This window comes from Wandonia haliotis, assembly GCF_039523435.1.
GTDB classification, from domain to species: domain Bacteria; phylum Bacteroidota; class Bacteroidia; order Flavobacteriales_D; family Crocinitomicaceae; genus Wandonia; species Wandonia haliotis.
On the sequence record NZ_BAAAFH010000003.1, the window covers coordinates 698925 to 712252 of the forward strand.

Genomic DNA, 13328 nt, shown 5'->3' on the forward strand with positions numbered 1-13328 from the left:
AGCGTCCTTTTGTTTTCTCAAAAAAATAATTGTGTTGTGATATATTTAGAGAAAATTGTTTGTTAGTGCTTGATCAGCTTCTGTGTGAAAACGATATCCGATTGATAGGTAAGCTGAACAATATACATACCTGTTTCAATATTTTCGGTTTGGAAGGACAGTGATCCTTCAGAGATATCTGAAGTGAAAACTACTCGTCCTTCTGTAGAAATAAGTCGAATATGGTCTGCTTTTCCAGTTTCAATAGAAACGGTGATTTCATTTTTGAAAGGATTAGGAAACACAGAGGCATCTATACTTTTTTGAGTGGTAATTCCAAGAGGATTACCATCTCCTAAATCAGGTCGGAAATTCTCTAAAACAGATCGCATAATCCCAATTTGTCCGAGAGTAAATGAATTTTGACAAGATTCTGCTGAATAATCCATAAAATTCTCAATCATGTCAGGAGCGTCTCCGCCAAGTTCAGTGATATTGTCAACACAGGTATTTTTACTTGTGTTACAATCGAAGTCTGATTGCGCAGCAGCATTTGGTGTGTCATCGACCCCATCTTGTTCAGCACAGTCTCCATCTCCCCAAATATGTCGTAGTCCCAGGTAATGTCCTACCTCGTGTGTAACTGTTCGACCTAATACCTCCATATTGCCTCCGTTTCCACTTGGGTCAGGAAGTGGATTTGGGTTATTGCTTCCGAATGCCTGGTATTGAATAACGACACCATCTTTCATCCCTTCTGTTGATCCTGCAGGCCAGTGCGACAACCCGTCAGGAGGTGTGGCATATCCTAGCAATGCAGTGGTTTCCTGTCCCATAAAAGAGATAGACATATTACATACCCAGATGTTTAGGTATTCATCCTGATTCCAGGGAGAAATACCTCCATCTGTAGAAGACTTAACGCTCTCAGTGACTGACATATCTCCGAGAAAAAAGTTAAAACTTCCAAAACTAGTAGTTGATGTTTGTGTACGGGTAATACCATTAGTAGGGTTTCCGTCAGGATCATACTGAGCTAATTGAAAGTGAATATCTGCTGAGCCGACAACCGGGTTAAAGACCGGGCGTACATTGCCAGCGTCGTCATTCTGCCGGTTAAAGTCTTTATTGAGATTAGCAATCTGATTAAAGACCACTGTGTCGTGCAGATTTTGTTCAGGAGTGTTATAAACAATATGTACGACTACTGGAATTGTATAAGAATTTTTTTGTTGTCCGTTTACAATGGCGCGTTCTTTTGCATAATCAAAGGCTGAATTTACAATAGATCTGTATCCGGGAGTTAATTCTTCCTGATACGATATAGCATGATCTGATGCACAATGAATATAATGAGGAGTTTGTGCAAAGGATACTCCGGTAACTAATCCAACTGTTAAGAGGGATGTAATTTTTTTTAACATGGGGTCAATTTTTGTAGTAATAGCAACGAATTTACAAACATATCAGGCTATTGTGGTTTTGAGAGAAGAAAAAGTACGCGAAATTATATGAGCGGTTAAAAAAAGGTTGTTAACGGTGATTGTGTTAAGAAAAAGAACAGATGAGGTAAAATTGTGTGAAATTGCATGTGGGAAAAATTAAACTTGTTACCTTAGTCGCAACGATAAAAACGAACAAATTTGCTTTCATGAAAACAATTCTAGTTATAGGTGCAGGCTTGTCATCTTCATCTTTAATACGCTATTTTTTACAAAATGCTGAACAGGAAAACTGGGAGATAAGAGTTGTAGACCAGGACAAAGAACTGGTGAAAAGAAAATTAGGAGGTCATCCACGTGGAGTAGCTTTGGCTTTTAATGCGCTGGATCCTGTGGAAAGAAGACCGGAAATAGAGAAGGCTGATCTGGTTATAAGTATGTTGCCGGCCCGTTTTCACATTGATGTGGCACGGGATTGTATTGAGCTACGTACAAATCTGATTACTCCGTCTTATGTTTCTCCGGAAATGAAAGCGTTGCATGAAGAAGCAGAAAAAGCAGGTATTATCATCCTGAATGAAATAGGAGTAGATCCGGGAATAGATCATATGAGTGCCAAAAAGGTGATTGATGAGATTGAAGCAAAAGGAGGGAAACTAACCATTTTTGAGTCTTTTACCGGGGGCCTGGTTGCTCCTGAGTCAGATGATAATCCATGGAATTACAAATTTACCTGGAACCCAAGAAATGTTGTTCTGGCAGGTCAGGGAGGAGCAGCTAAATTTATACAGGAAGGAAAATATAAATACATACCTTATACAAAACTTTTCCGTCGTACGGAGATCATAGAGTTGGAAGAATTAGGGAAGTTTGAAGGGTATGCAAATCGGGACTCTTTAAGTTACAGATCTGTTTACAAATTGGATGATATCCCGACAATTTTTAGGGGAACATTGCGAAGAAAAGGATTTTGCAGAGCCTGGGATGTATTCGTTCAACTGGGAGCTACCGATGATTCTTATGTAATTGAGGGAAGTGAGAAGATGACGTATCGTGAATTTATTAACTCTTTTCTTCCGTATAATGAAAATGATTCGGTTGAGTTGAAGTTGCGTCACTATTTGAAAATTGATCTTGATGATACGCTTTGGGACAAGTTGGTTTGGTTGGATATTTTCTCAAGAGATAAAATTGTAGGGATTAAGAATGCAACACCAGCACAGGCACTTCAGAAAATTCTGGAAGAAAAATGGGCGTTGAAGGAAGAGGATAAAGATATGATTGTCATGTATCATAAATTTGTTTATCTCCTTGACGGAGAACACAGAGAAGTTGTATCTTATATGGCAAATATAGGTGAGGATCGAACGTATACAGCGATGAGTAATACGGTCGGTTTACCAGCTGCTATTTGTGGTCGAATGATTTTAAATGGCACGATTGCATTGAAAGGTGTGCAAATCCCGATTTATCCTGAAATATATAATCCGGTTTTGCAGGAGTTGGAGGAGTATGGTGTGGCTTTTACCGAGAAAGAGATTGTCCCTCCGCGACTTTACAGCCAGGATATGCAGCCATGGTCGTAAAATAATAGGGTATGAAAAGTGATTTGTTTTTAGGAGGTCAGTGGATTTCTTCAACGGAAAAGATGAATGTTCTGAACCCGTTTGACGAAACAGTGATAGCAACTATCTCTTTAGCAGGTGAAGAACATATTGAGCGGGCTATTGCTCTTGCAGGAAAAGCAAAAAAAGCATACGCTTCTCTTTCGACAGGAGATATAAGCGCCATTCTAATGCAGATCACACGGGAATTAGAAGCAAGAATAGAGGAGTTTGCGAACCTGATTGTTCTGGAATCCGGCAAACCATATAGATATGCTCGTGGAGAAGTGCAGCGAGGTATAGAAACTTTTCGCGTGGCAGCCGAGGAATGTAAGCGTATTCCGGGGGAGATTCTGGCATTGGACTGGACAGAGCCGGGAAGAGGAAAGAAAGGAAGAGTTGAGTATAAGAGTGCCGGAATTATAGCGGGGATAAGTCCGTTTAATTTTCCCCTGAATCTAGTTGCTCACAAGATTGCACCGGCAATTGCCACAGGTTCTCCGATCTTATTGAAACCTTCTTCATCTACTCCCTTAACGGCATTGTTGCTGGCGGATGTAATTGCTCGTACGAACCTTCCGGAAGGGGCGTTATCAGTCTTACCCTGTTCACGGGTAACAGGGCAAAAACTGGTAGAAGATCCCCGGATAAATGTACTTTCATTTACAGGATCCCCGGATGTGGGATGGAAAATGAAGGCACAAGCCGGAAAAAAGAAGGTGGTTCTGGAATTGGGAGGAAATGCTGCTGCAATTGTACATAAGGATGCAGATATAGCTGCCACAGTTCAGAAATTGATTGTGGGTGGTTATGCCTATAGCGGACAAGTGTGTATTCATACACAACGTATTTTTATACATAAAGATAAGTATGCAGAATTTCGTGAGTTGTATTGTCAGGAAGTAGAGAAGTTACGGGCAGGAGACCCTTCTGACAAAGATACGCGCTACGGTGTTATGATTGATGAAAAGAATGCAATACGTGTGGAGGATTGGTTAAAAGAGGCAGAGGAATACGGAGCAAAAATTATTTGTGGAGGAGAGCGAAAAGGGGCTTTGATTCTACCTGCTGTAGTAGAAAATGCTGCTAAGGGAATGAAAATCTGGGATGAGGAAGTTTTTGGTCCGGTGGTATGTCTGGATTATTATTCAACCCTTGATGAGGTGATCGATAAGGTAAACGATAGTCGTTTTGGGTTACAGGCTTCCGTTTTTTCAACGGATCATGAGGTATTGGAAACTTGTTATGCACGTCTTGAAGTTGGCGGAATGATTGTAAATGAATCAACCACTTTCCGGGTGGATCAGATGCCGTACGGAGGGGTGAAAGATTCAGGTTTCGGGAGAGAGGGAGTTAAATACGCAATGATGGACTATCTGGAGCCTAAATTGATGGTTTTTTGATCGTAATTAGCGAATCAGAGTAAAATGCCCGCGTACGATCTCGTTAAGATTTGTATGTGCTTTTTTGAAGAAAATCTGGTATATATAAACACCGTCTCCGGCAGGTTTTCCGTTGTGTGTTCCATCCCACCCTTGTTTGGGATTATCAGTAGTGAAAATACGATTGCCCCATCGGGTATAGATATCAAATCGATATTCCAGTACATCCCGTACCTCTGGTAAAAAAACTTCATTTAATCCATTGCCATCCGGAGTAAAAGCGTTAGGTACGTATAAGGTAGTATGAGGAATTACATAGATCCTGCGAATCATAGTGTCTTTGCAGCCAAAAGAATTGGTTACCACCTGCAACGGATAGTGATTACCTCCGTCTAAATAAGCCCAATCCGTATTCCGTTCGGATGTCGAATCCAGAGGAGTGAAGTAGTACCAGTGTTCCACTCCGTCAATTGATTCATCTGTTAGCGTCACCCAGGGTTCAAATGCAGATACAGTATCGGCAGATAGAGAGAAATTCGCTTCAGGACTTGGTTTGACATCAATTGCATTTTCAATCGTCATGGAAAGATCTGCCTGACAGCCATCGTCAACAACTATGCTGAGAGTAACGTCATATATACCGGGATCAGGATAAACATGTGTAGGGTTTTCTTCATTGGACATTGTTCCGTCTCCAAAATCCCATGCGTAAATTATTTCTGTATCTGCCTGTGAACTATTATAGAAACGGGCAAGGTAGGGAGCACACATTAAGCCTGTATCAAGATAAAAGTCGATAGTTGGTATTTTGAATACAAGTACGGAATCCGTATAGACCGACTGGCAAACTCCATTATCACCGGATAAAGTGACTGTATGATAACCGCTGGTATTGAAGACAATATTCTGAGGGTTTACGTCCTGTGATTGTGTTGTGTTCGCTTCATTTCCGAAATTCCATGTTATAGTGGTTGTTGCCGGATTAAATTGCCCGTCAGTCTGAAATGAAAAATTGTTGTTTTCGATACATTGAGGCGGGGGAGCAGTATATTGTACATAAAACTCTTCATACACTCTGAATATTTGTTTGCTGGTGTCAGTACATGGCCATCCACGATTAACAATTAAGGTAACTTCATAGTCTCCGGCAGAAGGAAAGGTATAAGTTGGTTCGAATAAATTACTGGTGTCCTGATTTGTTCCAGATACTCCGAAATCCCAAAAATAAGTATCCCCGTTAAAAGAGTCATTTTCGAATTCAATAGTTAAACCTTCGCAGTAGGAGATAAATCTCACCATTTCTTCCTGAGGAGTAATTTCTGACGTTAGCTGGATTTGACAATTAATAACCCTGAAAAGAAAATCCCGGGTTGTTGTTCCTATCAACGTTCCGTTCCTGTATTCTTTGACGCAGACACCAACCGCAAAGAGTCCCGTAAGATTAGGGTCGGCACTTAATACTCCTGTCGTTGGATCTATCGTAACAGAAGATCCCGGACCTAATGGAACCGCAGCCGAAAATCCGGACTCCCATGGTACCAATGAATAAGGGGGCGCATCCGCCGGATTGGGTAGAGGGGCAAAAGTAGTCCCACCGTTGTATGGTGCACATAATTCATAAACGAGCTGGTCGCCATCCGGATCTGTAGCACTATGATCAAATACTAAGGGATCATTGTTGCAAAGCATCAAAGGAGGAAATTCACTAAATCGTGGAGAACTGTTACAATCTGCAATGCCGGCAGGAGGAATTGTGGCGAGTAATGTCAGACCTACATCATCCGCATTTAGCAGGTTTTGAACGGCAGGTCCTCTACAACAACGTTGGTAGGCTAGTTTATATCCGCTTGCTGAAGGAGCCAATGTGATAACTTTGGTGTAGATAGCTTCCTGAACACAAATGTTATTTGGAGGGGTAACACAGGGGTTGTTAAACGTAACAGGTATCGTAGTATTTCCGGGATAAGGAACATCCTCTACACGCACGAATTGATCGTTACCTGTGAAAATAGTTACCGGTAACGGGGAATCAAAATCAGCTCCTGAAGAAAAACAGTCCCGGTAAATCTTTAACGTGATTCTATACTGATTGTTTCCCAGACAGTCATAATACATCTCTCCTCCTACAATATGCGATGCATAACCTGAAAAAGAGGTCAGGAAAATAATCGTTAACAGAAAATACGTAATCCGCATACTACTAAGTTAATAGAATTGGGTGAATTGTGGAATATTTTTGAAGGTATTCCGGAAGTAAGACGCTTGAAATGATAAAAAGTTCGTTCGTACTTACCCCACGCGAAAGTAATTGGTATTTTTGCGGAGACTGGTTTTAGTAAAAGGATTTATCATGAAAATACCTGTTTCTCGTTCGTTCGTCCGCCTTAGTTGGATTACATTAGTTTTTATTTATCTGGTTGTTATAGCCGGAAGTTTTGTCCGGATAACCGGAAGTGGGATGGGGTGTCCGGATTGGCCGAAGTGTTTCGGACAATGGGTTCCTCCGACAGATGCAGAAGTATTACCGGAAAATTACCAGAATATCTATTCGGAGAAACGGAAAAATAAAGTTGAGAAATTCATGAAAATGTTGTCAGCAGTTGGTCTTGAAGGAGAGGCGAAAAAGCTGGGAGATAACATGGAATCTATTTTGATAGAGGAAGAATTTAATGCACGAAAGACCTGGACAGAATACGCCAACCGTTTGTTTGGGTTTGTAGCCGGAAATCTGATTCTGCTTTCTTTTCTCTGGATTTTGTTGAAGTACAGAAAACGAAGACTCGTTTTTGTATCAACGGTTAATCTGATTATATTAGTGTTTCAGGCATGGTTTGGATCTATTGTTGTGGCAACCAACCTCGTCCCCTGGACGATTACGGTTCACATGTTGCTGGCACTGGTGATTATAGGACTGCAATTGTATATTATCAGGATGGTCTCTCCTGTTCAACAAAAAGATCTGGCTGTTTCAAAAACGATTTACTGGTTGATGTTCGTCATTTTTACGGTGACCTTTGCCCAGATGTTTTTAGGGACTCAGGTAAGAGAAGAAATTGACTTCTTGCGAAAAGCAGGAGTGGAAAGAGAAGACTGGAGTACTTATTTCTCTATTCCGTTTTTTATTCACCGTAGTTTCTCGTGGTTAGTATTGGTATTGATTGCGGGCGTATATTGGTTCAAGAGAAAGGACAGAGAATTACGAATCATTCACTGGTCGTTTTATATCCTTGTCGTAGAGTTGGTGTCCGGGATTTTACTCGCATATTTCAATATGCCGGGGCTGATTCAGACTGCACATTTGTTATTTGCCAGTGTGTTATTTGGTGTGTTGTTGATGGCAATGTTCAGGATGAAAAGTAAAAATCACACAAGTGAAATTTAAAAAATGATAATAACTGATAAATTTTATCGAAATTTGTGTGAGCGCAGAGAAAATAAAGGCGTGGAATGAAGAAATAAATGAAGACAAAGTATAGAGATTTAATAGAGCAAACCTTTGACTTTCCTCAGAATGAGTTTAAGTTGAAGGAAGGAAACCTTACCTTTCACGGGATTGACCTGATGAACCTGATCAAAGAATATGGTACACCACTTAAATTTCATTATTTACCTCAAATAAGTAATAATATTCAACGTGCCAAAAGCTGGTTCAGGGAAGCAATGAGCAACCTGGGGTATTCAGGAAATTACTATTATAGTTACTGTACAAAGAGTTCTCATTTTTCATTCGTTCTGGATGAAGCATTGAAAAACGATGTACATATTGAAACGTCTTCTGCTTTTGATATAGATATCGTTCAAAATTTAAAGAATAAAGGGAAGTTGGGCCCCAACAATTATGTGTTGTGTAATGGATTCAAATTACCCAAATACATCCAGAATATTGCTAACCTTATTGATCAGGAAGATATAAAAGTGATTCCTATCGTTGATAACTTCAGAGAAGTAAGTGAATTACTGGAAGCTACAGACAAGAACTTATCAATAGGGATCCGGATTGCTTCGGAAGAAGAACCGAAATTTGAGTTTTATACCTCTCGTTTGGGAATTCGATACCGTGATATTCTTCCTTTTTTCAATACGCTTATTAAAGACAATCCTCGTGTAGATGTAAAGATGTTACACTTTTTCATCAATACAGGGATTACGGATACGGCGTATTACTGGAACGAATTAACAAAATGTCTTCGCGTATATTGTGAGTTGAAAAAGGTGTGTCCTACACTTGATTCGCTCAACATAGGAGGCGGGTTCCCGATAAAGAAATCGTTGGCTTTTGATTATGATTATTTCTATATGGTACAGGAAATCCTGCAGCAGGTAAAGCATGTTTGCGAGGAGGAGAATATTCCTGAGCCACATATTTTTACGGAATTTGGTTCTTTCACGGTAGGAGAGAGTGCGGGAGCAATTTTCAAAGTACTGTACCAAAAACATCAGAATGATCGTGAGAAATGGAATCTGATCGATAGTTCTTTTATGACAAATCTTCCGGATACATGGGCGATTAATCAGCGTTTTATTATGCTTCCCGTGAACAAGTGGGAAGAAAAATACGAACGAGTTTTGTTAGGAGGGCTTACCTGTGATAGTGATGATTATTACAATTCCGAACAACATTCAAATGCTATCTATTTACCTCAGTTCGACCCGAACTCACCGCTTTATCTCGGCTTCTTTAATACCGGAGCTTATCAGGAAACAATAGGAGGTTTCGGAGGACTTAAACACTGTCTGATTCCTGAACCGAAGCACATTCTCATTTCAAGAAATGAGAACGGTCAGTTGGTTACCGAAGTGTTTTCTGAAGAACAAAATGCGTCTGACTTTATGAACTTATTGGGGTATTATAAGTAATCTTAATGCAGTAAAACCGGAAAAGTGTAAAAAAAAGGAAGGTTATTCCTGTTCATTCGGTTTAAAATCGTATTTTTGCACCCCGATTTTCGAGACTTTCGTAGTGAGGTCCCGAAATAAATTGTGAGCCAAAATGACCACGAAAAAAATAGTCTTTGTTGCCAATACTCCATTTACGGAGGTGATGCAGGCCTGGAGTTCAGATACTGGTCTTGAGTTTGAATTACATGACTCGAAGACTGACATGCTTGAACTTGCCGAAGGTTTGGCAATTTTTCACGAAAACCACAACTTTTCTAAGGAAACAGAAGAGCTTCGTGATTTGTTTGATAAAAGTAATAAACCTGTTCATAAGGTAGATATTAACGGAACGTTGGTAGCAACAACGTCTAATTTGTTGTTGTGGATGGAACGTGAAAGATTGACCAGTTTACTCGTTCTTGGAAATCCGGAACTTGCTGTTAATGAAAATTTAAAGCGTTTTCTGGACAAGTTAGTAGCTACAGATAATTAACCACTCTTTTTCAGGGTTTTCCCTCCTTTTTTACAGGAGTAAGCAGCTTACTTTTGTTACTATAAATAGCTTATAATAACAAAAAGATAAGTATGAAAAGAAAAGTACTCCTTTTAACAGCGATAGGGATGGTTGTTCAGGGATGGTTGTGGGGACAACTTCCTGTTGCAACAGATAAAATTTCCCTTATTCCAACTCATCTCAGAAGTGAATACGCAGCACATTCAGGAATTACACCCCGGTATAACCTGAATAAGAGTAATGATAGTTACGATACGCCTTACTCTCTTAAGAAATATGCTGTAAGCGGAGGGGTAGAAACGTTGGCAAACAATTATATCTTAACGTATTTTCCAGGAGGTCAGTTGAGAACGCTTACTATGCAGGATGGAGCCTACCAAAACCTTAGTCGTAAAATATATAATTATGATGGCTATGGTAACGTAAGCTCAATCATTCACCAAAACTGGAATGTTGTAAATAATTTTTGGGTATACGGTTACCGGACAATTAATACATACACTCCGGAGGGATATTACAGTAGCTCACTTCAGGAAATCTATAATGCAGGAGAGTGGGAATATGATGGAGAAGTACGTATGGAGTACGAGAGAGATGCTGAAAACCGTTTTACCAGTTTGAGAGGTTTTGAGAGTGAGGACGGAGAGCATTGGGAGGAGGTATATGTTTTTAATTATGCCTATGGAGAAACGTCTGATCCGATAGTAATAGATATTTCCGTTTGGAATGTTAACCTGTTATCTTACGAAGGTTTTCAGCGTATGGAGATCTCTGAATGGGGACCATCTGAATTTCGTCCGGATTATTACTTTGTAGGTTTGGATGGCGTCCAGAAGATAACAGATGGGATCATCGGCAAAAGAAGTGAGCTTGACCAGTACTATCCTGCTGATTTCATTCTTTATGCAGATTATCAGATGGAATTGGGGGCGTATACACAGCAACTTTCAGTTACCAGTGATTACGATGGAGAGGGGAATCGGACAGAAATAATCTTCGACGTATGGAATGGAAGTGATTATGAACCGATAGAACGTTATGTTCAACATTTTGATGATTGTTATGGCTTTGAAGGTAGTTTACAATACGAATATATTGACCCTTCCGGTTGGCAATTGGACGATGGACAGTTTTTTGAAGGTGAAAAGACGCCGTATAATGAATCATGCTTTGTTTCTGCCTATGATGTGTATGAGGATTATGCTGTTGCTGAACCTGCAGGGATCAGAAGAGGGCGTTGGGTAATTGAACAAGCTCCGAATCTTTCAATAAGTGAGGAAGAAGATAAGAATGCATTACAGATTTATCCGAATCCGGCAGAAAACACAGTTACACTAAACCGGAAGAATGAAGAATCTGCTATTGTAAAGGTCGTAGGGATAGATGGTCGGGTTTATATTGAATCTGAAATAAATACATCAAATGTGAGTCTTGATGTGAGTCATTTGCCAGCAGGCATATATACTTTATTGCTTGAAACGGCAAATGATATCCTGATGCATAAACTGGTGAAAAAGTAAAGGATTAGTGCACAAAAAAGGGAGCTATCTTGTTTATAGCTCCCTTTTTGTATTTTCTTTTTTCAACTTAAAAATCCAAAACTTCCACTTCAAAAAGAAGAGTAGCATACGGTGGGATAATAGATTGTCCTCTGGAGCCGTATCCAAGAAAGTAAGGAATGATAAGAGTTGCTCTTCCGCCTTTTCCAATTAATGGAATACCTTCGTCCCAACCTTTGATTACTTTTCCTTTTCCTACAGGAAAGGAGAACGGTTGATCGCGGTCTTTTGAGGAGTCAAACTTTTTACCATTGAGAAATGTACCTGTGTAATGTACCTTTACCATTTGCCCTTTTTGTGGCTTCTCTTCACTGCCCGGTTCATGAATAACAAGCATCAATCCTGATTCGGTTTGAGTTGCCTTAGGGAAATCTTTTATAGTCTGCTCTTTGAAGTACGTTTTGTACTCCTCAACACTCATGTTTTTTACTTTTTCCATTTCTGCAAGTTCTTTTGCTACCTGTTCAGCTTTTTCATGGTAAAGTTGCTGAAAAACTTTTGAAGCCTTGAATTTTTTAGCAGATTTTCCTTTTCGGATAATAGATATACGAACAATACTATCATTTTGTTCAATACTGTCGACTATGTCTTGTCCTTGTAGCACATGACCAAATACACTATGCTTTCCATCCAGCCAGGGGGTTTCTTTGTGTGTAATAAAAAACTGGCTCCCATTTGTATTAGGTCCGCTATTCGCCATAGAGAGGACTCCTGCTTTGTCGTGTTTCAGATCATCCTGGAATTCATCAAAAAATTTATATCCGGGACCTCCCATTCCATTTCCCTTAGGGTCTCCTCCCTGAATCATAAAGTTAGCGATTACCCGGTGGAACTTTAGCCCGTCATAAAATGGAGCTTTGTAATAAACCGAGTCGAATGGTTGGAATTTACCTTCGGATAACCCGATGAAGTTGGCCACAGTAAGCGGTGTTTTTTCGTGTTCAAGCACCACGAGAATATTTCCTTTAGAGGTCTGGATGTTGGCATACATACCAGGATCCAGATTCTTTTTATTGATTTTTTGGGCAAATCCACTTGTAATCGCACCAAAAATAAATAAACCAGCAATTATCTTTTTCATACCTGTTGTTCAATTTTTGCCTAAAGTTATTCATTTTGTCTTACAAAGAAAGTGCCGAAGACGTATTGACAGGTTTATGTCTTGAGAAAGAGATATGAACTGATGAAAATCATTGTTTCCTGAGGTGTAATTTCTTATATTTAAGACACTAAAAATGAAATATAGAATAGAGGTTTCAGAGTGGAATGCATCAAAAAGCTGTTTGTCACATAGCATGTGAAGATAATATTTCACTACGACTACTAATTTCCTTATGAAAACAAGGGAAGGTGAATGCAAGCCGACTTCAGTTTGGAGTCGGCTTGTTGTTAAAAAAGACTTTCAGGATATGTGCAATAGTTTAATTTATTTGAGATTCCCGTTTGTTTTATCTCAAAAAACTATATTTGCGCTCAAATTTTGTAACGATCTAAACATTCAAACTTATACAGCTTACAAGGTATCTATTAAATACTACTATTATGAAGGGAAAGAATTTTCTTGCCGTTATAGGCATATTTCTATCGTTGTCGGTTCAAACCGCCTTTGCTCAAATGGACAGTATATCTGTCACAATTTATGAAGAAGGAGAAGTTACCTCCCCTTTGGATTCTACGCAGACGATCCCCTTATTGAAACTGAGTTTATATGTAGCGGATTACGATTTTTTCGGAGAACTATTTGTGGAAGTATTGGAGAAAACCAGCCAGCAACCCATTTACCGGGTAAAGTATGATTTCGCGCGCCTGGAAACGGAAGCGGTTAGTTTTACAGATAATCAATTTATCCTGAACTTCATCCCTTTCATGAACGAAGTTGATTATACCATACATGTACGGGTGAAGGATTACTTATTGAATCCGGAGTTGTTCAGTACGTTTGAATTTATCCATTAACTGCTAATACTAAG

The 13328-nt window shown here is 39.6% G+C and carries 10 protein-coding genes; 7 read left to right on the forward strand and 3 right to left on the reverse strand.

Annotation, left to right across the window (positions count from 1 at the left end; all coding sequences use genetic code 11):
* Positions 1 to 62: 62 nt before the first annotated feature.
* A complete protein-coding gene (locus tag ABDZ97_RS03670; RefSeq protein ID WP_343785208.1) occupies positions 63 to 1403 on the reverse strand; it encodes a M43 family zinc metalloprotease in 1341 nt (446 codons plus the stop codon).
* A 227-nt stretch (positions 1404 to 1630) separates the two neighbouring features.
* On the opposite strand from ABDZ97_RS03670, the gene ABDZ97_RS03675 reads away from it, so the two are divergent.
* Entirely contained in the window at positions 1631 to 3007 is a 1377-nt protein-coding gene (locus tag ABDZ97_RS03675; RefSeq protein WP_343785209.1) for a saccharopine dehydrogenase family protein, read from the forward strand.
* An 11-nt stretch (positions 3008 to 3018) separates the two neighbouring features.
* The gene (locus ABDZ97_RS03680) at positions 3019 to 4428 is read left to right on the forward strand and encodes an aldehyde dehydrogenase family protein (RefSeq protein WP_343785210.1); all 1410 of its coding nucleotides are present in this window, start codon (positions 3019 to 3021) and stop codon (positions 4426 to 4428) included.
* A gap of 6 nt (positions 4429 to 4434) precedes the next feature.
* Here ABDZ97_RS03680 and ABDZ97_RS03685 read toward each other — a convergent pair whose 3' ends face one another.
* Positions 4435 to 6603: a PKD domain-containing protein gene (locus ABDZ97_RS03685; protein WP_343785211.1), complete on the reverse strand. Its 2169-nt coding sequence runs from the start codon at positions 6601 to 6603 to the stop codon at positions 4435 to 4437.
* Positions 6604 to 6757: 154 nt separating this feature from the next.
* Here ABDZ97_RS03685 and ABDZ97_RS03690 point away from each other — a divergent pair, with 154 nt between their 5' ends.
* The 4 genes from ABDZ97_RS03690 (at position 6758) to ABDZ97_RS03705 (ending at position 11319) form a co-directional block, all read left to right on the forward strand.
* A complete protein-coding gene (locus ABDZ97_RS03690; protein WP_343785212.1) occupies positions 6758 to 7789 on the forward strand; it encodes a COX15/CtaA family protein in 1032 nt (343 codons plus the stop codon).
* Positions 7790 to 7866: 77 nt separating this feature from the next.
* Positions 7867 to 9264, forward strand: a complete 1398-nt coding sequence (locus ABDZ97_RS03695; protein ID WP_343785213.1) for a type III PLP-dependent enzyme domain-containing protein — start codon at positions 7867 to 7869, stop codon at positions 9262 to 9264.
* Between the two features lie 133 nt (positions 9265 to 9397).
* Positions 9398 to 9778 carry a hypothetical protein gene (locus ABDZ97_RS03700; protein WP_343785214.1) on the forward strand — a complete coding sequence of 127 codons (381 nt, stop codon included), beginning with the start codon at positions 9398 to 9400 and terminating at the stop codon, positions 9776 to 9778.
* Between the two features lie 92 nt (positions 9779 to 9870).
* On the forward strand, positions 9871 to 11319 hold the full coding sequence (locus tag ABDZ97_RS03705; protein ID WP_343785215.1) for a T9SS type A sorting domain-containing protein: 1449 nt from the start codon (positions 9871 to 9873) through the stop codon (positions 11317 to 11319).
* Between the two features lie 67 nt (positions 11320 to 11386).
* On the opposite strand, the gene ABDZ97_RS03710 is transcribed toward ABDZ97_RS03705, so the two are convergent.
* Positions 11387 to 12439 (reverse strand): peptidylprolyl isomerase, encoded by a 1053-nt coding sequence (locus ABDZ97_RS03710; RefSeq protein ID WP_343785216.1) that lies wholly within the window; start codon positions 12437 to 12439, stop codon positions 11387 to 11389.
* Positions 12440 to 12900: 461 nt separating this feature from the next.
* On the opposite strand from ABDZ97_RS03710, the gene ABDZ97_RS03715 reads away from it, so the two are divergent.
* Positions 12901 to 13314 carry a hypothetical protein gene (locus ABDZ97_RS03715; RefSeq protein WP_343785217.1) on the forward strand — a complete coding sequence of 138 codons (414 nt, stop codon included), beginning with the start codon at positions 12901 to 12903 and terminating at the stop codon, positions 13312 to 13314.
* The last annotated feature ends 14 nt before the right edge of the window (positions 13315 to 13328 follow it).